This is a genomic window from Flavobacterium sp. LPB0248 (assembly GCF_013388355.1).
Lineage (GTDB): Bacteria > Bacteroidota > Bacteroidia > Flavobacteriales > Flavobacteriaceae > Flavobacterium.
In genome coordinates this window covers 776,515-797,090 of record NZ_CP058246.1, presented here as the reverse complement: position 1 = coordinate 797,090, position 20,576 = coordinate 776,515, and the positions used below count along the sequence as shown (strand labels likewise).

At 33.1% G+C, this 20,576-nt stretch carries 22 protein-coding genes; 9 read left to right on the top strand and 13 right to left on the bottom strand.

What is annotated here, in order from left to right:
• Nucleotides 1–5: 5 nt before the first annotated feature.
• Genes ccoG through LPB248_RS03170 form a run of 3 tightly spaced genes read left to right on the top strand, consistent with a single transcriptional unit; the run spans nucleotide 6 to nucleotide 2,593 of the window.
• Nucleotides 6–1,424 carry a cytochrome c oxidase accessory protein CcoG gene (ccoG, locus tag LPB248_RS03180; RefSeq protein WP_177210147.1) on the top strand — a complete coding sequence of 473 codons (1,419 nt, stop codon included), beginning with the start codon at nucleotides 6–8 and terminating at the stop codon, nucleotides 1,422–1,424.
• Between the two features lie 12 nt (nucleotides 1,425–1,436).
• The gene (locus LPB248_RS03175; protein ID WP_008462668.1) at nucleotides 1,437–1,886 is read left to right on the top strand and encodes a FixH family protein; all 450 of its coding nucleotides are present in this window, start codon (nucleotides 1,437–1,439) and stop codon (nucleotides 1,884–1,886) included.
• Between the two features lie 5 nt (nucleotides 1,887–1,891).
• On the top strand, nucleotides 1,892–2,593 hold the full coding sequence (locus tag LPB248_RS03170; protein ID WP_177210146.1) for a sulfite exporter TauE/SafE family protein: 702 nt from the start codon (nucleotides 1,892–1,894) through the stop codon (nucleotides 2,591–2,593).
• A 21-nt stretch (nucleotides 2,594–2,614) separates the two neighbouring features.
• Here the strand turns inward: LPB248_RS03170 and hemN are convergent, their stop codons facing one another.
• The 8 genes from hemN to prfB all read right to left on the bottom strand — a co-directional run bounded on the left by hemN (nucleotide 2,615) and on the right by prfB (nucleotide 10,414).
• Complete coding sequence (gene hemN / locus LPB248_RS03165; protein WP_177210145.1) at nucleotides 2,615–3,979, bottom strand: oxygen-independent coproporphyrinogen III oxidase; 1,365 nt, start codon at nucleotides 3,977–3,979, stop codon at nucleotides 2,615–2,617.
• Between the two features lie 120 nt (nucleotides 3,980–4,099).
• Nucleotides 4,100–4,576, bottom strand: coding sequence for a hypothetical protein (locus LPB248_RS03160; protein WP_177210144.1), 477 nt, complete (start codon nucleotides 4,574–4,576; stop codon nucleotides 4,100–4,102).
• Between the two features lie 106 nt (nucleotides 4,577–4,682).
• Entirely contained in the window at nucleotides 4,683–5,030 is a 348-nt protein-coding gene (locus LPB248_RS03155) for a hypothetical protein (RefSeq protein ID WP_177210143.1), read from the bottom strand.
• A gap of 97 nt (nucleotides 5,031–5,127) precedes the next feature.
• On the bottom strand, nucleotides 5,128–5,550 hold the full coding sequence (locus LPB248_RS03150) for a DoxX family protein (protein ID WP_177210142.1): 423 nt from the start codon (nucleotides 5,548–5,550) through the stop codon (nucleotides 5,128–5,130).
• Between the two features lie 122 nt (nucleotides 5,551–5,672).
• The gene (locus LPB248_RS03145) at nucleotides 5,673–7,301 is read right to left on the bottom strand and encodes an acyl-CoA carboxylase subunit beta (RefSeq protein ID WP_177210141.1); all 1,629 of its coding nucleotides are present in this window, start codon (nucleotides 7,299–7,301) and stop codon (nucleotides 5,673–5,675) included.
• A 147-nt stretch (nucleotides 7,302–7,448) separates the two neighbouring features.
• Entirely contained in the window at nucleotides 7,449–8,447 is a 999-nt protein-coding gene (gene lpxD / locus LPB248_RS03140) for a UDP-3-O-(3-hydroxymyristoyl)glucosamine N-acyltransferase (protein ID WP_177210140.1), read from the bottom strand.
• 330 nt (nucleotides 8,448–8,777) lie between these two features.
• The gene (gene msrB / locus LPB248_RS03135) at nucleotides 8,778–9,224 is read right to left on the bottom strand and encodes a peptide-methionine (R)-S-oxide reductase MsrB (RefSeq protein WP_177210139.1); all 447 of its coding nucleotides are present in this window, start codon (nucleotides 9,222–9,224) and stop codon (nucleotides 8,778–8,780) included.
• 91 nt (nucleotides 9,225–9,315) lie between these two features.
• Nucleotides 9,316–10,414 (bottom strand): peptide chain release factor 2 gene (gene prfB, locus LPB248_RS03130; protein ID WP_177210138.1). Its coding sequence is split into 2 segments (ribosomal slippage): nucleotides 9,316–10,350 and nucleotides 10,352–10,414, totalling 1,098 coding nucleotides; the frame shifts between segments, so codons are not numbered across the junction.
• Between the two features lie 152 nt (nucleotides 10,415–10,566).
• Here prfB and LPB248_RS03125 point away from each other — a divergent pair.
• Nucleotides 10,567–11,586, top strand: a complete 1,020-nt coding sequence (locus LPB248_RS03125; protein WP_177210137.1) for a threonine aldolase family protein — start codon at nucleotides 10,567–10,569, stop codon at nucleotides 11,584–11,586.
• Between the two features lie 129 nt (nucleotides 11,587–11,715).
• Here the strand turns inward: LPB248_RS03125 and LPB248_RS03120 are convergent, their stop codons facing one another.
• Nucleotides 11,716–12,036, bottom strand: coding sequence for a YbaB/EbfC family nucleoid-associated protein (locus LPB248_RS03120; RefSeq protein ID WP_008462685.1), 321 nt, complete (start codon nucleotides 12,034–12,036; stop codon nucleotides 11,716–11,718).
• Nucleotides 12,037–12,180: 144 nt separating this feature from the next.
• Between LPB248_RS03120 and LPB248_RS03115 the strand changes: the two genes are divergently transcribed.
• From LPB248_RS03115 to LPB248_RS03105, 3 genes are all read left to right on the top strand, one after another.
• Nucleotides 12,181–14,241, top strand: coding sequence for a S9 family peptidase (locus tag LPB248_RS03115; RefSeq protein WP_177210136.1), 2,061 nt, complete (start codon nucleotides 12,181–12,183; stop codon nucleotides 14,239–14,241).
• Nucleotides 14,242–14,312: 71 nt separating this feature from the next.
• The gene (locus tag LPB248_RS03110) at nucleotides 14,313–15,353 is read left to right on the top strand and encodes a PLP-dependent cysteine synthase family protein (protein WP_008462690.1); all 1,041 of its coding nucleotides are present in this window, start codon (nucleotides 14,313–14,315) and stop codon (nucleotides 15,351–15,353) included.
• 345 nt (nucleotides 15,354–15,698) lie between these two features.
• Nucleotides 15,699–16,592: a LamG domain-containing protein gene (locus tag LPB248_RS03105; protein ID WP_177210135.1), complete on the top strand. Its 894-nt coding sequence runs from the start codon at nucleotides 15,699–15,701 to the stop codon at nucleotides 16,590–16,592.
• A 105-nt stretch (nucleotides 16,593–16,697) separates the two neighbouring features.
• Here the strand turns inward: LPB248_RS03105 and LPB248_RS03100 are convergent, their stop codons facing one another.
• Entirely contained in the window at nucleotides 16,698–17,717 is a 1,020-nt protein-coding gene (locus LPB248_RS03100; protein ID WP_177210134.1) for a DUF481 domain-containing protein, read from the bottom strand.
• Nucleotides 17,718–18,071: 354 nt separating this feature from the next.
• Here LPB248_RS03100 and LPB248_RS03095 point away from each other — a divergent pair, with 354 nt between their 5' ends.
• Nucleotides 18,072–18,977 (top strand): LamG domain-containing protein, encoded by a 906-nt coding sequence (locus LPB248_RS03095; protein ID WP_255463000.1) that lies wholly within the window; start codon nucleotides 18,072–18,074, stop codon nucleotides 18,975–18,977.
• A 101-nt stretch (nucleotides 18,978–19,078) separates the two neighbouring features.
• Here LPB248_RS03095 and LPB248_RS03090 read toward each other — a convergent pair whose 3' ends face one another.
• A complete protein-coding gene (locus tag LPB248_RS03090; RefSeq protein WP_177210133.1) occupies nucleotides 19,079–19,438 on the bottom strand; it encodes a hypothetical protein in 360 nt (119 codons plus the stop codon).
• A gap of 83 nt (nucleotides 19,439–19,521) precedes the next feature.
• A complete protein-coding gene (locus tag LPB248_RS03085) occupies nucleotides 19,522–19,731 on the bottom strand; it encodes a hypothetical protein (protein ID WP_177210132.1) in 210 nt (69 codons plus the stop codon).
• A 146-nt stretch (nucleotides 19,732–19,877) separates the two neighbouring features.
• On the opposite strand from LPB248_RS03085, the gene LPB248_RS03080 reads away from it, so the two are divergent.
• Nucleotides 19,878–20,168, top strand: coding sequence for a hypothetical protein (locus LPB248_RS03080; protein ID WP_177210131.1), 291 nt, complete (start codon nucleotides 19,878–19,880; stop codon nucleotides 20,166–20,168).
• Nucleotides 20,169–20,180: 12 nt separating this feature from the next.
• Here the strand turns inward: LPB248_RS03080 and LPB248_RS03075 are convergent, their stop codons facing one another.
• Nucleotides 20,181–20,567 (bottom strand): hypothetical protein, encoded by a 387-nt coding sequence (locus tag LPB248_RS03075; RefSeq protein ID WP_177210130.1) that lies wholly within the window; start codon nucleotides 20,565–20,567, stop codon nucleotides 20,181–20,183.
• Nucleotides 20,568–20,576 lie beyond the last annotated feature (9 nt).

Below are 20,576 nucleotides of genomic sequence, written 5' to 3'. Positions count from 1 at the left end.
ATATCATGTCAAATTTACCAGACGAAGCTTTTAGAGATACCATCGGAACAATAGATGAAGGTGGAAAACGAAAATTTATATTTCCTAAAAAACCGTCTGGTAAATTTTATGAATATAGAAAAATTGTCAGTTATGTCTTATTGGCAATTTTATTCATAAATCCTTTCATTAAGGTTAATGGGAATCAGTTTATGATGTTCAATATCTTAGAACGTCGTTTTAATATTTTTGGATTCCCTTTTTGGCCACAGGATTTTTATCTCTTCGTAATTTCAATGCTTGTCGGCGTTGTATTTATAATATTGTTTACTGTTGTTTTTGGAAGAATATTTTGTGGCTGGATCTGCCCCCAAACGATTTTTCTTGAAATGGTTTTCCGCCGTATTGAATATTGGATTGACGGAGACCGAGGTTCCCAGTCTCGTTTAGCAAGAATGGAATGGAATAGTGAGAAAATTAGAAAACGAGTTTTAAAATGGACTATTTTCTTTCTTATCTCTTTTCTTATTGCAAATATCTTTTTGGCTTATTTAGTAGGAAGCGATACTTTATTCCTAATGATAGAGCAAGGACCTATCGCTCAAGCTAGTAATTTTATTGCACTGCTCATATTTACTGGAATCTTCTATTTTGTTTTTGTATGGTTTCGTGAACAGGTTTGTATTATAGCTTGTCCATACGGAAGATTACAAGGTGTTCTTTTAGACAATAAATCAATAAATGTTGCCTACGATTTTGTTCGTGGAGAAAAAGAAGAGGGACGTGCTAAATTCAAAAAGAATGAAGACAGAGCATTAACAGGAAAAGGAGATTGTATTGATTGTTTGCAATGTGTTCATGTTTGCCCGATGGGGATTGACATTAGAAACGGAACACAGTTAGAATGTACAAACTGTACAGCTTGTATTGATGAATGTGATCATATTATGGAATCTGTAGGATTACCAAAAGGTCTTATTCGTTATGCATCTGAAGATGAAATTGCAAAAAAAGAGCCTTTCAAGTTCACCACTAGAATGAAAGGATATACAGCGGTTTTGTTTATTTTATTGAGTATTTTTGTTGGAATGCTGTTTTTAAGAACAGATGTTCAGGCAGTTGTTCTACGTTTGCCTGGTCAATTATTTCAGCATAATGGAGAAAAAATCAGTAATGTTTACACTTATAAAATTGTAAACAAAACAATGAAAGATTACAACGATATTCATTTCGAATTAATCGATCAAAAAGGTGAAATAAAAAATGTTGGTAAAAGACATTTTAAAGTTCCAAAAGAAGGAATTTCTCAAGGAACATTGTTTATCGAAATTGATGAAGTTTTATTAGAAAGTGATAAAACTAAAGTAAAAATAGGAGTTTATAATGGTTCTGAACTCATAGAAACTACATCAACAAATTTCTTAGGACCACGCAGTTTTAATTAAAACATTTACATCATGAAATTTAATTGGGGAACAGGAATTGTCATTGCATTCGGATTGTTTATGACATTTATTTTATATTTTGTGTTTGAAGTGCAGTCAAATTCTAAATATGATAATGATTTGGTTGTAGAGGAATATTACAAACATGATACACACTTTCAGGAAGAGATGGCAAGGATTCAAAATGCGCATGATTTACAGCATAAACCATCAATAAAATATACGGGAGAAGGTGTGGCTGTAATTTTTCCTGCAGGATTTGAAAGTGATAAAGTGAAAGGAAATATTCAGCTATATAGACCTTCAAACAAAAAATTCGACTTTAATACTCAAATTGCTTTAACGAATTCAGAAATAATTATTCCGCAGAAAAAATTAATAAAAGGGCGCTGGGATGTGAATATGGAGTGGCAGTATGAGGGGAAAAAATATCTCACAAAAGAAGTTATTTACGTAAATTAAAAAAAATGTTATTCTCTGCTTTCTTTTTAGGTTTAATCAGTAGTCTGCATTGTGTTGGAATGTGCGGACCAATTGCGATGATGCTTCCCGTAGATAGACAAAATGAAGCTAAAAAGGCAACGCAGATTATGACTTATCACTTCGGCCGATTAACAGCTTATTCAATAATCGGATTGATTTTTGGATTGCTCGGAAGAGGTTTTTTTCTGGCAGGATTACAGCAGAAAATGTCGATAATTATTGGGTTAATCATGATTATTGTGGTTTTGATTCCTGAAAAAAAATTTGCGCAATACAATTTTTCAAAACCAGTTTATAAAATCATTTCAAAAATTAAAACTAATCTAGGAAGTCAGTTTAAAAATAAGAGTTATAAATCACTATTTACAATTGGTCTCTTAAATGGATTTTTACCATGTGGAATGGTTTATGTTGCTTTATTTGGAGCAATTGCAATGCAAAGTGCTGGTTATGGTGTGCTTTACATGCTTTTATTTGGAATTGGAACGATACCTCTAATGACGGTTGTGGTTTATGTCAACACATTATTAAAACTGCCTTTCAGAAACAAAATCCAAAAGGCAATTCCTTATGTTGCGGTTATAATTGGCGTTTTATTTATCCTTAGAGGATTGGGATTAGGAATTCCTTATATTTCCCCTTCAAACATGAGTTTGTTTGTACAGCAGACTCCAAACTGCCACTAGAAATAAGATTTAAATTTTTAATTATACAGTCATCGAAAACAGATTTGTTTCCGGTGACTTTCTTTTTAGATGTAAATCAAAAGCCATACAAATATTACGTACAAAAGGTCTTCCAGCTTCTGTAATCTTGATTTTATGATCTTCAATACAAATTAAATTATCATTTTCGATTTCATTAAGAGCGGCCAAAGTTTCAGGAAGCTCTGCAAAATTCAAGCGTTCTGCTGTCCAGGAAGTTTCTAATTCGCAAGTTAAATTAAGAATGTGTTTTCGGATAATCAAATCCTCATCAGTTAAAATATGGCCTTTTACAACAGGAAGTTTATCTGAATCTAAAATTTCATAATATTCTTCAAGGTTCTTTGTGTTTTGAGCGAAACTATACCAGCTGTCGCTTATAGAAGAAACGCCTAAGCCAATCATAACTTGAGTTTTAGACGCACTGTAACCCATGAAATTTCTATGCAGATTTCCGTTGTGAGCAGCTTTGTATAAACTATCATCTGCTAAGGCAAAATGATCCATTCCAATTTCGTGATATCCATTTTGAATAAGGAGTTGTTTGCCAATTTCATACAGCTTTCTCTTTTCTGCATCTTTTGGAAGATTTTTGTCATTAAAACCACGTTGTCCGTTTCCTTTTATCCAAGGCACGTGCGCATAGCTGTAAAATGCCAATCTATCTGGTTTTAATGAATTGGTTTTTTCAACCGTATCAACAACATCTTCAATAGTTTGAAATGGAAGACCAAAAATAATATCATGTCCAATAGAAGTATAGCCAATTTCTTTTGCCCAAAAAGTAACTTTGGCAACATTATGAAATGGCTGAATTCTATTAATAGCTTTTTGAACTGTGGCAGAATAATCTTGTACTCCGAAACTTACTCGACGAAAGCCTAAATCATATAATTTTTTAAGCTGTTCGTGTGTCGTGTTATTTGGATGTCCTTCAAAACTAAATTCGTGGTTTTCTGCTCTTACAGCATGATCAAAAATTCCGTTAATAAGACATTCTAAATTCTCTTTTGAAAAGAATGTAGGAGTTCCTCCACCTAAGTGGATTTCTTTAATTACGGGTTTTTCAGGAAGCAAATCACAATACATTTTCCATTCTTTCAAAACAGCCTGAATGTATTTTTCTTCTACTGAATGATTTTTGGTAATGCGTTTATTGCATCCGCAGAAAGTACACATACTCTCACAGAAAGGAAGATGAATGTATAAACTTATTCCGTTCTCCAAATTGCTTTCAGAAAATGATTGCTTTAAAGTGGTAATCCATTTTTCTGCAGTAAAGTCTGCTTCATTCCAATATGGAACTGTCGGATAACTAGTATATCTTGGACCTGGGACATTGTACTTTTGAGTCAAAGAAATTTTCATAATGACGGATTTAGTTTACATCAAAATTAAAACTTTGGACTAAGACATAAAATGACAAATATCATGAAACTTGTAAATAAAAAGAGACCCAAAATTGAGTCTCTTTTCTGAATTAAATAACTAACGTGATATAGAATCTTGGATGATTTTAAGCCATTTTTTCGCAAACTGATGATCTTGATAGACACTAATCTGTTTGATACGGTCATCATCAAAATCATAGAATGGAATTATTAATTTTTTAGATGTTTCTTTTTCTTGAAATTCAAAATCTATTTTGATAATAGTATCTGATCCTGAATCTGTAGTTGGAATTAATTTGCATGAAGCAATAGTATTCAAATCGACATAAATTGATTCTTGCTGATTTGGATTAAAATTCATCAAAATAAATTTATTGTTTTTCTGATCAATCGTTAAAGTCTTATTGTTGATTGATTCTGTCAAGTCAAAATCCTCTGGATGAGTTGGATTGAATCTTTTTTTTATGTTTAATATTCTTGATTTGCTTGCAGCTGATGAACGTGCAGAAAAATAAATTGGGATAGCAACAATAATTAAAATCACAATACCCATTATTGTGGTAGTAGTTTCCATAAAGTTTTAATGTAATAAATAAATGATATGCAAAACAGTTTTCGGCTTGAAAACGGCTATGTAAGTACAGAAGAATTAATTCTTCTAAAAAAAATCAAGTATTTATTTACCAGAAAAAATGGAAAGCATAGAGTATGACCGAAACCTTTTTACTTTGAGTTGTAAAGAGTTTAGTATATGCTGTAACAGATGTAACGGTTTGATGCTGCGGGATCAGCGGTAAAAGAGTATCAAAACATTTAATTATTCCCGTTGGATTTGTCTTGATGTTTGCTGCAAATTGGTAGCTTCCTTGTGGCTGTATAAAAGCAGACGAATCAGGAATGTCTTTGCAGAAGTTAGTATCGGATTTTTCCGTTTCGATTATGCGTACAGAACCTTGGTCTGCTTGATAAGCAAACAATCCTGCAAGCAAAAGCGTAATAAAAATAACGGTTTTACGAATCCAATTCATGTCGGCGAATTTAAGTCATAAAACGCAATTAAAGAAATTTTATGGAATTAATTAACACTCAAAAAAAAGTCCTCAGCTAAACTGAGGACATATGAGTCTATTGTTGCATTTTAAAATAATAATCTGCCGAGTGTTTTCCACTTCCATAAAACAGGAAGAATATGCAGACTAATAAAACGATGATAGCTAAAGCCAAACTTTCAGAATGCATTCTTCCCATAGAATTTACAAGAACAGCACCAAATAAAATGGGTAATTGGGCTGCAATTGCCCATCTGGTTAAAAGTCCAAAAATAATCATTATACCACCAATCATGTGGGCAGGAGCAATGTAATGCAGCATAAACATACCTCCTCCAAACTTGTCAATTGGGGAAATCAAATCATGCAGGTACTGAATATTGGTGACGAAAGAGACACCTTTCATAAATAAAAATCCACCCAAAACAATACGTACTAAATCAACTGGTAAATAAGTGTGCGAATTCGCCCATTTATTCAAACTTTTTACATTTTCCATGATGTTGTGTGATTAAAAATTATATACTAAGTTACTAATTTTTAATGATATGTGTATTTTAAACAGCTAGAAAATGAGTTTTTTGCTTTTTATTTAACGTCTTGTTGAGAATTCTTAAATCGCTAGACTTGGATCACTCCCAAATTAAAAGGTTTTTGAATAGGAGCGTGGTTTGCAGCTTCGATTCCAATCGAAATCCAGTTACGAGTTTCTAATGGATCTATAATAGCGTCTGTCCATAATCTTGAGGCAGCATAGTACGGCGAAGTCTGCTCGTCGTAACGTGCTTTTATTTTATCGAATAATTCGGCTTCTTTTGCTTCGTCAACGGTTTCTCCTTTTGCTTTAAGCGAAGAAGCTTCGATTTGTGCCAGTACTTTTGCAGCTTGAGTTCCGCCCATAACAGCAAGTTCAGCACTTGGCCAAGCAAATATTAATCGAGGGTCGTATGCTTTTCCGCACATCGCATAATTTCCTGCACCATACGAGTTTCCGACAATAACGGTAAATTTAGGAACAACAGAATTACTTACGGCATTTACCATTTTAGCACCATCTTTAATAATTCCGCCATGTTCTGATTTTGAACCCACCATGAAACCTGTTACGTCTTGTAAAAATACCAATGGAATTTTTTTCTGATTGCAATTGGCAATAAAACGAGTGGCTTTGTCAGCACTATCCGAATAAATAACTCCTCCAAACTGCATTTCGCCTTTTTTGGTTTTTACTACTTTTCTTTGATTGGCTACAATTCCAACAGCCCAGCCATCAATTCTGGCATAACCTGTAATCAGCGATTGCCCGTAACCTTCTTTATAAGCTTCAAATTCTGAATTATCAACCAAACGTTTGATAATTTCCATCATATCATATTGTTCAGTTCTAGCTTTTGGCAGAATTCCATAAATATCATTTGGTTCTAAAGCTGGTTTCTCCGATTTGATTCTACTATATCCTGCTTTATCAAAATCACCAATTTTATCTACAATATTTTTAATTTTATCTAAAGCGTCTTTGTCGTCTTTGGCTTTATAGTCGGTAACGCCTGAAATTTCACAATGCGTTGTAGCACCTCCTAAAGTTTCGTTATCAATAGTTTCGCCAATTGCGGCCTTTACCAAATAACTTCCAGCAAGAAAAATACTTCCTGTTTTATCAACTATTAAAGCTTCATCGCTCATAATTGGTAAGTAGGCGCCTCCAGCAACACAGCTTCCCATGACTGCAGCAATTTGAGTGATTCCCATGCTGCTCATTTGAGCATTATTTCTAAAAATTCTTCCGAAATGTTCTTTATCAGGAAAAATTTCATCTTGCATTGGCAGATAAACGCCAGCGCTGTCTACTAGATAAATAATAGGAAGTCGGTTTTCCATGGCAATTTCCTGTGCACGAAGGTTTTTCTTTCCTGTAATAGGAAACCAAGCTCCAGCTTTCACAGTGGCGTCATTGGCAACTACAATGCATTGTTTCCCTCTGATGTAGCCAATTTTAACCACAACACCTCCAGAAGGACAACCGCCATGTTCTGGATACATTCCTTCACCGGCAAAACCTCCTATTTCAATACTTTTAGAATTTTCATCCAATAAATAAGCAATTCTTTCGCGAGCAGTCATTTTACCTTCAGAATGCAGTTTCTCGATTCTTTTTTCGCCTCCGCCTAATTTTACTTTTGCAAATTTTTGTTTTAGTTCAGAAAGAAGTAATTTATTGTGATCTTCGTTTTTATTGAAGTTTAAATCCATGGTATAGTATTGATTTGATAAAATAGTGTTGGCTAATTTACAAAATCAATTGAAATAAACGAGTTGCTTTGTGAATTAAGAAATACTATTAAATAAAAAAAAACATCCGTTCAATGGATGTTTCTTTATTAAGGTTTTTAATTAAAATTATTTTTTAGGACCACAAACCATTTGTTTTAATAGTGCCCATTGTTTTAAAGCATCTCGAGCTTCAACAGCTGGATACCCAAGCATTGTTTTTCCTGCAGGGACATCTCCAGTCACGCCGGATCCTGCACCAATTATAGCACCGTCGCCAATAGAAGTATGATCTTTTATTGAAGCGCTTCCGCCGATGATAACTCCGTTTCCTAAAGTTACAGAACCTGCTAAACCACTATTTCCAGCCATAATACAGAACTTGCCTAATTTGCTGTTATGTCCAATCTGAACTAAATTGTCTATTTTGCATCCGTCACCAAGAATTGTAGAGCTGAATTTTCCGCGATCAACACACGAATTTGCTCCAATTTCTACACCGTTGCCAATAATTACATTTCCAATTTGCGGAATTTTTACCAAACCTTTTTCAGTGCAAGCACGAAATCCGAAACCATCTGCGCCAATTGTTGCGTTGGGGTGAATGATGCATTCGCTTCCAATATGACAACGTTCACGAATAACGGTTCCAGACCAGATAGTTGTATTTCTTCCGATTGTGCATTCGTCTAAAATAGTCACATTTGGGTAAATTACTGTATTAGCGCCAATTTCAACTTTTGGACCAATGTAACATCCGGCACCAATTTTAACGCCTTCGCCAATTATAGCAGTTTCGTCTATCGTGGCTGTTTTATGAATATTGTTATGAAAGATTGGGGCAGGGGGAGCAAAAAGGGCAAGGATTTGTGACATTGCCAAATCGGCATTTTTTACTTTTATAAAAGCGCGATTTTCTCCAGGCTCTATTGAAATATCTTCGTTTACAACTGCAATTGAAGCATTAGATGTCGACCAGTATTTTTCGTATTTTTTATTTCCGATAAATGAGATTTCCGAAGTTGTTGCTTTTTCTAATTGTTCTGTGGCAGTTATGCTTTGTGAAGTGCTGCCGTAAATTACGCCATTAATAACTTCGTTAATTTCTTGAATTGAATAGGATCTCATTGACAAATTTTAATCGACTAAGGGTTATTTTTTGCCAAATAAAATGAATTACATTTTAATTACCTAATTATATTTTTACGTTTCTTAATAAATGTTTAAAATAAAATGACAATTTTTACAAAATTAACATTTAGGATATTAATTTAATGAGGTTTTTTTAATGAATTGAATAGCAGTAACTTGATAGTTTTGCTTAAAATGGGTAGAAATTTGGATAGAGAAAATAAATAATTTAATTGCTAGGTTATAGCTTACATTTGTTTTGTTAAATCATTTATTTATAGAAGATTAAAAAAAGCGATTCATCTTAATGAACCGCTTTTTTATGTATTATTCTTTAATTTTTGATAATGAAACTGCGTTAATACAATAACGTAACCCAGTTGGTGGTGGACCGTCAGGGAAAACGTGACCTAAATGTGCATCGCAAACATTGCAAACTACCTCAACACGAATCATCCCGTAGGATTTGTCAGCATGGTAACCAATTGCATTTTCTTTAATTGGCTGTGTAAAAGAAGGCCAGCCAGTTCCTGATTCAAACTTTTCGCTTGCATCAAAAAGAACCGTTCCGCAGCATTTACATTCGTAAATTCCAGGATCAAATAAGCTACACAATTCAGAACTAAAAGATCTTTCAGTCCCTTTTAAACGTGTTACCTGAAATTCTTCTGGAGTTAGAATCTGTTTCCATTCGTCCTCCGTTTTCTCCACTTTTTTATCTGGAGTTGGATTTCCTTTATTTGTAAAATGAATTACGTCTGCCCATTTTATCATAATTTTTTGTTTTAAAGTTTAAAGTTTCGGGTTTCAAGTTTACTGTGACCGCAAACGAAAACTGAACACTAAAAAAACTGAACACTGGATACTATTCTTCCTCTTTCTGTCCCATCATCATAAGATAGGCTTTAAGGAAAGGATCGATATTTCCGTTCATTACGCCATCAACATCGCTGGTTTCGTAACCTGTACGAACGTCTTTTACTAATTTATAAGGTTGCATTACGTAATTACGAATTTGCGAACCCCATTCGATTTTCATTTTCCCAGCTTCAATATCAGCACGTTGCGCTTGCTGTTTCTTTAATTCGATTTCATACAATTGAGAACGAAGCATTTGCATGGCACGCTGTCTGTTATCTTGCTGAGACCTTGTTTCAGAACATTGAATTTGGATTCCAGTTGGTTTGTGAACTAGTTGCACTTTAGTTTCAACCTTGTTTACGTTCTGTCCACCAGCACCACTTGAGCGAGAAGTTGTAATCTCGATATCAGCAGGATTAATGTCAATTTCGATACTGTCATCTACAAGCGGATAAACGTAAACGGATACGAAAGAAGTATGGCGCTTCGCATTACTGTCAAAAGGCGAAATACGAACTAAACGGTGAACACCATTTTCTCCTTTTAGATATCCGAATGAATAATCACCTTCGAACTCTAAGGTTACGGTTTTAATTCCGGCAACCTCGCCTTCCTGAAAGTTAAGCTCTTTAATTTTGTAGCCATAACTTTCTCCCCACATCATGTACATACGCATTAGCATTCCTGCCCAATCACAACTTTCGGTTCCTCCAGCACCTGCTGTAATCTGAACCACAGCGCTTAAACTGTCACCTTCGTCCGAAAGCATGTTTTTGAATTCGATATTTTCAATATGTGCTTGTGCAGCTTCATATTGTTCATCTAATTCATCTACAGAAAGTTCTCCTTCTTTGTAAAAATCATAAGCTAGCTGTAGTTCTTCTGTTAATGCTACTGCTTTATCATAATCTTCAATCCATTTTTTCTTATTTCGAAGATTTTTTACAATGTTTTCTGCTTCTTTTGGATTGTTCCAAAAGTCTGGAGCGAACGTTTTTTCTTCTTCGTTTGCGATCTCGATTAGCTTGGCATCAACGTCAAAGATACCTCCTCAACGCACCAAGGCGCTCCACAATACCTTTTACTTGTTCGGCTGTTGTCATAAATTAATTAATAGGTTTTTATATGTTTTTTAGAATTATTACGTTAATTTGGTCTAGAGAAACCAGCGAGTTAAATTTTACCAAAACTTGCTGAGAATAACTATAAGTAATACGTAATTTTGCATACAAAAATAAGATATAGTTTTTAGAATATGGAAATAAATTTAATCAGCGATACCATAACAAAGCCTACTTATGAAATGCTGCAGTATATGTTTAACGCCCATGTTGGCGATGATGTATACAAACAGGACCCAACGGTGATTGAATTGGAAAATAGAACAGCAGAGTTTTTTGGTATGGAAGCTGGTCTTTTCTTTCCGTCTGGAACTATGGCAAACCAGACTGCAATTAAACTGCATACGCAACCTGGAGAACAGCTAATAGCTGATAAATATGCTCACGTTTATCATTATGAAGGAGGAGGAGTTTCTTTTAATAGCGGTGTTTCGTGCTGTTTAGTAGATGGAAACAGAGGTATGATAACGGCAGCGCAAGTTAAAGCCGCAATAAACGATCCAGAGTTTTATCATAGCCCGCTAACAAGTTTGGTTTGTGTGGAAAATACAACCAATAAAGGTGGCGGTGCGTGTTATGAGTTGGAAGATTTAAGAGAAATAAAGAAAGTATGCGATGCTCATAATTTGAAGTTTCATTTGGACGGAGCTAGAATATGGAACGCATTAGTAGCTAAAAGGCAGAATCCCAGAGAATTTGGGGCAATTTTCGATACCATTTCCGTTTGTTTGTCTAAAGGGTTAGGTGCTCCAATTGGTTCAGTATTGTTAGGAAGTAAAGCTGATATTCACAGGGCGTTGAGAATCAGGAAGATATTAGGTGGAGGAATGCGTCAGGTAGGTTATTTGGCTGCAGCTGGATTATATGCTTTGGCTCATAATATCGAAAGATTAGCAGAAGATCACCGCAGAGCAAAAGAAATTGCAAAAATCCTAAGCACAAAACCTTGGATCGCGGCAATCGAACCTGTAGAAACTAATATTTTGATTTTTTCGCTGGCAGAAGGTTATAGCGATCAATTATTAATTGAAAAATTGAAACAGAAAAATATACTTATAAGTTCTTTAGGGCATAATAAGCTCAGAATTGTAACGCATCTAGATTACAAAGAAGTGATGCATACATATGTGTTGGAAACACTTTCGAAGTTTTAGTGAAAGGTTCAAAGATGCAGAGGTTCAAAGGAGCAAAGGTTAAAAAAAAGAGGATGTTAAAATATCCTCTTTTTTTATGGCAAAGAAAGAAAACCTTTGAATCTTTGCAACTCAGAACCTTTGTCCCTATTATTTAAACAAATTATCCATTCCAGGAATAGAAGGCATATCCATTCTTGCTACAGCGTCTAATTCTCTTTCGTTTACACTAGTTGCTTTTTCTATTGCTTTATTTAACGTTACAATTAAGTAATCTTCTAATTGTTCTTTATCTTCTAAAAGAGAATCATCAATAGAAAGTGATTTTATTTTTCTACTAGCTGTAATAGTAACTTTTAATAATCCGTCAGCGCTTTGTTCATCAATCAAAACAGTATCTAAACGCTTTTTGGTATCTTCAATTTTTTGCTGGGTTTCTTTAAGTTTACCCATCATTCCCATTAAATCCATTTTTGTTGATTTTTTAAATTATTTCAGACAAAATTACTATATTGCTGTGTTAATTCAATAGAATATTTTATGAAAAAATTAATTTTGTTCTGTTGGGTTTGTGCTATTTTTGCGTCTTCATATTTAAAAATTAATGCTTAATAAATGCAAAATGATATATCGGCCCCAAAGGCTAAAATAATTCCAAAGACATTAAAAAAACATAAAGAAGCTAGAATTGACAACTATTTCTGGCTTAATGACAGAGAGAATTCAGAAGTAATTGATTATCTAAATAAGGAGAATGCTTATTACGAAAGCATGACTTCTCATACTCAAAAATTAAAAGATAGTCTGTTTGAAGAAATGAAAGCAAGGATTAAAGAAGACGATTCTTCTGTTCCTTATTTCTACAATGGCTATTTTTATATAACACGTTTTGAAACTGGTCAGGATTATCCAATTTTTGCCAGAAAAAAAGGAAGCCTTTCTGCCGAAGAAGAAATTCTTTTTAACTGCAACGAAATGGCAAAAGGACATGCTTATTTTAAATTAGGAGGTTTAAGCATTAGTCCAGATAATAAATTTGCCAGTTTTGGAGTAGATATTGTCGGAAGAAGAATATATACAATTCAATTTAAAAACTTAGAAACAGGTGAAATTTTAGCTGATAAAATAGAAAATGTTACAGGAGCTTCTGTTTGGGCAAATGATAACAAGACTGTTTTTTATGTTAGACAAGATGAAACAACACTAAGAGCTGATAAAGTTTTCAGGCATAAATTAAATACAACTTCAGACAATGATGTTTTAGTTTATGATGAAGTTGATGATACTTTTAATGTGTCTATCAGCAAAGAAAAATCAAGAAAATACATTGTTATTGGCTCTGGAAGCACTTTGACAACTGAATATAGAATCTTGAATTCTAGTAATCCAGAAGGAGAATTTACTGTTTTTCAACCACGCGTTCGCGGATTGGAGTATAGTATTTCTCATTATGAAGATTCGTTTTATATCTTAACTAATAAAGATAAGGCGACGAATTTTAAGTTAATGAAAACGCCAGAAGACAAAACAGGAAAGAAAAACTGGGTAGATCTTATTCCGCACAGAGAAGATGTTTTGTTGGAAGATATTGAAATATTTAAAAATTATTTAGTTGTAGAAGAACGTTCTAATGGATTGAATCATATTAGAATTATGCCTTGGAATGAGGAGCCGGATTATTATCTTCCTTTTGGCAGCGAGACGTACAATGCCTATACAACAACAAATGTTGATTTTGATACTGATATTTTGCGTTACAGTTACCAATCATTGGCAACGCCATCTTCTGTAATTGATTTTAATATGAAGACTAAAACCAAAGAAATCTTGAAAGAGCAAGAGGTTTTAGGTGGAAAATTTGATAAAAACAACTACGTTGAAGAACGAGTTTGGGCAACGGCTAGAGATGGCGTAAAAGTGCCTATTTCTATGGTTTATAGAAAAGGATTAGAGAAAAATGGTAAAAACCCGTTGTTGCTTTACGCATACGGTTCGTACGGAATTACGATGGACACCTATTTTTCTTCAACAAGATTATCGCTCTTAGACCGCGGATTTGTTTATGCAATAGCTCATATTAGAGGAGGTGAGGATTTAGGAAGACAATGGTATGAAGACGGAAAACTGTTAAAAAAGAAAAATACCTTTACAGATTTCATTGATTGCTCTAAATTTGTAATAGACCAAAAGTATACTTCTCCTGAACATTTGTATGCAGAAGGAGGATCTGCTGGCGGACTTTTAATGGGGGTAATCGTAAATGAAGCTCCTGAATTGTATAATGGCGTTATCGCTCAGGTGCCTTTTGTAGATGTAATTACTACAATGTTGGATGACAGTATTCCACTTACAACTGGAGAGTATGACGAATGGGGAAACCCAAACAATAAAAAATATTATGATTATATGTTATCGTACTCACCTTACGATAATGTAAAAGCACAAGAATATCCTAATATGTATGTTTCTACCGGATTACACGATTCGCAGGTACAATACTGGGAGCCAGCTAAATGGGTTGCGAAATTGAGAGATTTAAAAACAAATAATAAACTTTTGTTTTTAGATACTAACATGGATGCAGGTCATGGCGGGGCTTCGGGACGTTTTGAGGCTTTAAAAGACTTAGCAAAAGAATTTAGTTTTTTATTAGATTTAGAAAAAATTAAAAGCTAATTAGAAATTTTTTGTTAAATTTGCAACCTATCAAGGTTAATTTGAAAAGGCCTTTGATTAACTATTTTTTTATGAAAGAAGAAATAACTGCTTATAATAATGTTTTAGAGTTAATAGGAAACACCCCCCTTATTAAGCTAAATAAAATTACCGAAGAGTTAGAAGGAAATTTCTACGCAAAGGTAGAAGCTTTCAACCCAGGTCATTCCTCAAAAGATAGAATAGCGTTATATATTATTGAAGAAGCCGAGAGAAAAGGAATTCTATCTCCAGGAGATACCATTATCGAAACTACCTCTGGTAATACAGGATTTAGTTTAGCAATGGTAAGCATTATTAAAGGTTACAATTGTATTTTGGCCGTAAGTTCAAAATCATCTAAAGATAAAATTGACATGTTGAGAAGTTTAGGCGCCAAAGTGTATGTCTGTCCGGCTCACGTTTCTGCAGATGATGAAAGATCTTATTATAATGTAGCCAAACGTTTGCACGAAGAGACTAAAGGGTCAGTCTATATTAATCAATATTTTAATCAGCTAAATATTGATGCTCACTACAACACTACAGGTCCAGAGATTTGGGAACAAACAAAAGGACAAATTACGCACTTAGTTGCTTGCAGCGGAACAGGAGGAACTATCTCTGGAACTGCAAAATTCTTAAAAGAAAAAAATCCAAATATTAGAATTCTAGGAGTTGATGCTTTTGGTTCTGTATTGAAGAAATACCACGAGACAAAAGAGTTTGACAGCAAAGAAATTTACCCATATCGTATAGAAGGTTTAGGTAAAAACTTAATCCCGTCAGCTACAGATTTTGATATTATTGATAAATTCATGAAAGTAACCGACGAAGAAAGTGCTCACTCTGCAAGAGAGATTACTAGAAAAGAAGGTTTGTTTGTTGGGTATACTTCTGGAGCAGTAATGCAAGCTATTAAGCAATATGCTGAGGAAGGAGAATTTACAAAAGACAGTAATATTATTGCTATTTTCCCAGATCATGGTTCTCGTTACATGAGTAAAGTATTCAGCGATGACTGGATGAACGAACAAGGTTTCTTTGATAGTGTTAACGAAGAAGAAGCACAAAAAATTGAATTTGTAAAGTAATAAAGTACTTTTAAAAATATTTAAACTCCATTCGTAATTTTCGAATGGAGTTTTTTTTTAGCAAATTCCCAGGAAATGCTAAACGATTCAAAAAGTGTAATTTATAATATTGTTGAATATACCGTATTTATACGTAGGAAATTATGATTTTTAATAATTTTAATTTAATAATTTAATAGTATTTGTGATTTTGTGTAAAAGTTATTTGTTGATAAAATTGTTGAAAAGTAGTACTTTAACGAGTATTTAGGTCAGTTGTCGGAAATATTTCCGCTCAAAATCATAATAATCTAGTTTAGAGGTGTTAAAATAACATAAGTTGTTTAATCCCTAAAATCTACTATTATGAAAAAATTACTACTAGCAGTATTGTTTGTAAGTTTTTTGAATGTGAATGCGCAAACACCGATTCAGGAATTTAACTTTAATGGAACTTTAAACAATACAGCAAACACCATCTCATTTATCGGAACCAACAATTTCGTGGCTGACAGAGCAGGAGTTGTAAAAGGAGCTCAACGATTAAATAATAAAGCTTTAGAAGCCGTAATTGATAACTTGCCTCAAGGAAAGAGTTCAAGAACAATTAGCATTTGGGTTAAATTCAATGATATTTCGAATCCAAACTATGTTTGGGGTTACGGAAATCCTCTTAATGCACAATATTGCGGCTTATTACAGCAAGGAACAACTTCTTCTAACTCTGATTTGAGTTTGGCTGCTTGGGGTGCTTCTAATGATGTAATTGTCTCTACATCGCTTGAAAAGAATGTGTGGTACAATTATACTATTACATATGAAGGTACGACTTCTAAGATATATCGTGATGGTAAATTATTAAAGTACCTGGAAGGTATGGCAAGATCTACTAATGGAAATATTTTTAGATTGGGCGAAATCAATACGACGGTGGGAATTAATGCAGATATTGACGATTTAAAGATCTATAATGTAGCTTTGACTCCAGATCAAGTAAATGAGTTATATGAGAACGAAAAAGCAGCTAATTTAATGGCAGTGGCTACAGAGGCGAAGACAACAAAAACTGCAGTGAAAGCAAAACCAAATCAAACAATAATTACTTCGGGTGATGTTAACGGAACAGCAAAAAGCATTGAGGTTTATTCGCAAGGGCAAAAAATAGTGGGAAGTAATGCAACGAATTTAAGCGATCTTCCAGAAGGGACTTATTTATTAAAAATTACAAGTACTCCATCGAAAAAAATTACTTCAAAATAAATGGTTTTTTAGTTTACTTTTTAAATGTTAGTTAGTTTTTTATTGCGCATGCAATTGGGTTTTTGGAATAGTAATGAAAGCTTTCTGTATTCAGAAGGCTTTTTTTTAGTCTAATTTCCATCCAAAAGTAGTCTGAAATACATAATCATCTTTTGATGCGCCTGGCTTTGGTTTGTTATCATAGTTGTAAACAAACGAAAGTTTGATGAAGAAATCTAACGGTAAATCATATTTGGTATCTACAGAAAAATCGGCACGTATTCTTTTGCTTTCTGTTAAACTCGGAAAAAAATTCACTTTAGATTGAATGCTAAAATCTCCAATATCATACAAGTTAAGGTCGCTTCCTAGAAATAATTCCAAACTTTTATTAGGAGTTGCAGTTCCAGTAAAGCGTTCGTGGTTAAAAGATAATCCGGAAGCAATTCCCCAGTATTTTTTATTGCTATGTATAAGGTATTTTCCGTAACCTGCTTTTGAGACAACACGAAGATCAATATCTTGTTCTGTATTTTTTAAAGTTACAACAGATAGCGGAATAAAATAGTCTTTTGGCAGTAAATGGATATAGCTGACATCGGTATCAATCCTTCGTATAGGATCACTATCATCCTGTATGGATTGGATTTGTTTGTAGGTTGCAGTTCCGTACCATTTTTTTGCAGTGTAGCCTAAATTTACATTTATTGTCAATTGCTGCAAACTTTGTGCTTTAGTCAATTTGATTCCTGCGTCGAAACTAGCATCAAGTCTATGCCAAAAATTTTCGTCAACAGGTTTAATGTGCACAATATCAGTAAGATAAACAGTTCTTTTGGTTTGCGTTTCAACATCGGTGATTTCGCATTTAATGGGAGTTTCGTTTTTGTTGATTTTCCCATTTAATAAATCTCCATTTGAAAGATTAATGATATAAATCCGATCAGAGGTGATACTTTTAACATGTTTCCATTCTAATTTAAAATCCTCTTTGCTGTAATCAGTTTCTATTTGTAATATGCCTTTGTTCATTGTTTTTATTTCGCCAACAATGATATCATTGTTTTTTAAGACAAGAGTATCAGAAATTTGCGCACTGATTTTTAAGAAAAACAAAAGAAAAAATAGAAATATAGTTCTCTTCATATTTGAGTTTATTTCTTTGATTTACAGCTTGTAATATTAAAGTTAGAAATAAAAATGCAATGTAAGATAGAATTATAAAAAATTAGTGTTTTGAATGTTTTCAATTACTGCTGACAAATTAGATTGAGTTTAAAACAATTTGAAAGAATGGTATTCGAGCTATAAGAGTATTTTTGTGAGAATTGTGTATTTCTATGTAGGAATGGTTTGGATATGCTGAATTTTAATTATAGTTTTAACAGATTTTTTAAAAATAATAAACGAAATTTTAAAATTGTAAATCTTAATCGTTTAAATTTTAAAATCAAATACTATTTGCCTTAACCCAAAACTATTCTGATAAAAGCTATAATTATGAAAAAAATATTACTCACTTTAATGTTTGTAAATTTTTTAACTGCTAATGCGCAAAATCCGGTGCAAGAATTTAATTTCAACGGAAATTTAAACAGTGCCGATAATACCATTTCTTTTTTGGGTACTCCAGTTTTTGTAAATGACAGAATGGGGAGCCCTAAAAGTGCCTTACGACTTGCAAACAAGGCTTATCAGGCAGTAGTAGGAGAGCTTCCTCAGGATAATAAACCAAAAACAATATCGATTTGGGTAAAATTTAATGCAGTTAATATTCCGAATTACATCTTTGGATACGGTACAGCGGTAAATGGACAATATTTTGGTTTGGTGCATCAGCCGGTAACTGGAGGCAGTGCAGATTTAAGTTTAGTGGGTTGGGGAGACACAAATAGTGTAATAGTTTCAGTGCCATTAGTAAAAGAGACATGGTATATGTATAGTGTCACTTATGATGGAAATGTATCAAAAATTTATCGTAATGGCGAATTGTTAAAATCGGTAGAAGGAATTCAGCGTTCAGCCAAGGGCTATATTTTAAATCTAGGGAAATTAAATACTTCAACGAGTATTAATGCAGATATTGACGATTTAAGATTGTATAGTGTTGCTATGACAGACGAACAGGTTAGAGAAGCGTATAATAGCTCAAAACCAAGCACTTCTGCGGTATCTCAAGCTGTTCCTTTGGCTACTAATACTGAAAATGCACCTAAAAAAACGGTTGTTACACCTGTAAAAGCTTCTGCACCTGTCAGCGCTCCAGCAGAAAACAATAAAAGCACTAAAACTATTGAGGTTTTTTCGCAAGGAAAACAAATAATGAGTGCTAATGCTTCCAATATAACCGATTTGCCTGAAGGGACTTATTTGATTAAGGTTATTAATACGAATGCGAAAAAGTAAAGTTCCTATTTGATTTTAATATAACAAAAAAAGCCTTCTGAAATTTCCAGAAGGCTTTTTTTGTTTTAGTTTATTATGCTGATTGCTATTTTAGAGATCAATTATTTATCTGGATTAGCAATTAAATGATTTCTCCAATCTCGAATAAATTCATAGATTTCTTGTGTTGAAATTTCTGTAATTGATTCATAATTGTTATAAATATCTATTATAGATGAAATATCATTTTTGCATTCAATACTATAAGCTTCATATCCAAATTCGTAATATTGTAATTCTCCCTGTAAGATTTGTTCTAGAGAGTTAACTATATCGTTTAAATATTTAATATTTAAGTTTTTAATTTCCGTAGAAAAGTACACTCCATACTTATCTTCATTTTCAATAAACATTAGGGATGTTGATTTGTTGGTATTATCTCTTTCATCGAAATAATTATATTTTACAAATTTATACTTCATTATTTATTCTTTTTAGGGAAAACGGAATTGACTTTTGTTTAAAATTCAAACAAAAAACCTTCTGAAATTCAGAAGGTCTGTTTTTATCTCTTTTTCTGCTGACCAGGAGCATACGCTTTAGCGCTTTTATCTCCATTCATTTTTTTGGCTTGTCCTGGTGGTATTTTTTTGCCAGATGGCGCAGGCGTATAAGTTTGAGTATGTGTATGTGTACTGCAGCTGATTACGCTTAATACTAAGAACAAAAGAACTAATACTACGACAGCAATTCGGGTGATTTTTGATACTTGCATTTTTAAGTTTAAATTTATTTGAGGTGTTGCAAATATAATCTAAATGTTATCTTTAGTTTGATCTAAGTTTAGTTTAAAATGAGTTCAAATAATAATCTTAACCGAGTTTATTTTAGTTTTGATCTCCTGAATATTTACACAGTAATATGACAATAAAAGAAAAGTTTTTATTAATTGGATTTACAGGTTTTGTTCATTTGGACAAGAAAAAGAGAGACGGAAAGGAAAGAATAACTTTTTGTTCTAAATACTGCAACGAATGGATTTTTCTAGTATTGGTTAATGAAGATGATATTTGGAAAATCGAAAAAGTGGAAGATAATGATATTATCAGCAGTACATTAAACAAAAATAAATCTTCACTTGACGCAGAAGATTTGCTTCTGTTTTTTAAAAACTATTATTACGCGAATAATGATTTCTCGAATGATTTGTAAGTAGAATTAATTTTATAAAAAATTATTTTCTATCTGTAAAACTCCATATATATAAAAGCCATAATAACCTCTATTTTCATGAATATCAAAAATTAAAAGATAAGTGTTCTGACAATCTTTAAAATTACAAATTTGATACCTAAATGAAATTGCTGTATTGGGATTTTCTAAGTATTCTAACTTAATAATATTGTTTTGGGCTAAATCCTGATTGGTTATCACGCCAGTTTTGATTAATGAACTTAAGAAATTAGAGGTTTTAAAAGAAATAATAGCTTCATGTTTTATTCGTCCGTTTCCGCAGTAGAAATTAAAATGTACTTCAGAATCAGGAGTTTCAATTGGAAGCGACCTTCCGCCACCTAATTGTATTTTTTTTATAATTGAAATTTTGGTCATAATTAGCTC

Coding starts and splice junctions, on each gene's coding strand:
- LPB248_RS03125 (WP_177210137.1), top strand. CDS start 10,567: ATGGAAATAAATTTAATCAGCGATACCATAACAAAGCCTACTTATGAA.
- LPB248_RS03100 (WP_177210134.1), bottom strand. CDS start 17,717: ATGAAGAGAACTATATTTCTATTTTTTCTTTTGTTTTTCTTAAAAATC.
- LPB248_RS03110 (WP_008462690.1), top strand. CDS start 14,313: ATGAAAGAAGAAATAACTGCTTATAATAATGTTTTAGAGTTAATAGGA.
- LPB248_RS03085 (WP_177210132.1), bottom strand. CDS start 19,731: ATGCAAGTATCAAAAATCACCCGAATTGCTGTCGTAGTATTAGTTCTT.
- LPB248_RS03080 (WP_177210131.1), top strand. CDS start 19,878: ATGACAATAAAAGAAAAGTTTTTATTAATTGGATTTACAGGTTTTGTT.
- LPB248_RS03170 (WP_177210146.1), top strand. CDS start 1,892: ATGTTATTCTCTGCTTTCTTTTTAGGTTTAATCAGTAGTCTGCATTGT.
- LPB248_RS03090 (WP_177210133.1), bottom strand. CDS start 19,438: ATGAAGTATAAATTTGTAAAATATAATTATTTCGATGAAAGAGATAAT.
- LPB248_RS03160 (WP_177210144.1), bottom strand. CDS start 4,576: ATGGAAACTACTACCACAATAATGGGTATTGTGATTTTAATTATTGTT.
- LPB248_RS03175 (WP_008462668.1), top strand. CDS start 1,437: ATGAAATTTAATTGGGGAACAGGAATTGTCATTGCATTCGGATTGTTT.
- LPB248_RS03120 (WP_008462685.1), bottom strand. CDS start 12,036: ATGGATTTAATGGGAATGATGGGTAAACTTAAAGAAACCCAGCAAAAA.
- LPB248_RS03105 (WP_177210135.1), top strand. CDS start 15,699: ATGAAAAAATTACTACTAGCAGTATTGTTTGTAAGTTTTTTGAATGTG.
- msrB (WP_177210139.1), bottom strand. CDS start 9,224: ATGATAAAATGGGCAGACGTAATTCATTTTACAAATAAAGGAAATCCA.
- hemN (WP_177210145.1), bottom strand. CDS start 3,979: ATGAAAATTTCTTTGACTCAAAAGTACAATGTCCCAGGTCCAAGATAT.
- LPB248_RS03095 (WP_255463000.1), top strand. CDS start 18,072: ATGAAAAAAATATTACTCACTTTAATGTTTGTAAATTTTTTAACTGCT.
- LPB248_RS03075 (WP_177210130.1), bottom strand. CDS start 20,567: ATGACCAAAATTTCAATTATAAAAAAAATACAATTAGGTGGCGGAAGG.
- LPB248_RS03150 (WP_177210142.1), bottom strand. CDS start 5,550: ATGGAAAATGTAAAAAGTTTGAATAAATGGGCGAATTCGCACACTTAT.
- lpxD (WP_177210140.1), bottom strand. CDS start 8,447: ATGAGATCCTATTCAATTCAAGAAATTAACGAAGTTATTAATGGCGTA.
- LPB248_RS03115 (WP_177210136.1), top strand. CDS start 12,181: ATGCAAAATGATATATCGGCCCCAAAGGCTAAAATAATTCCAAAGACA.
- ccoG (WP_177210147.1), top strand. CDS start 6: ATGTCAAATTTACCAGACGAAGCTTTTAGAGATACCATCGGAACAATA.
- LPB248_RS03155 (WP_177210143.1), bottom strand. CDS start 5,030: ATGAATTGGATTCGTAAAACCGTTATTTTTATTACGCTTTTGCTTGCA.
- LPB248_RS03145 (WP_177210141.1), bottom strand. CDS start 7,301: ATGGATTTAAACTTCAATAAAAACGAAGATCACAATAAATTACTTCTT.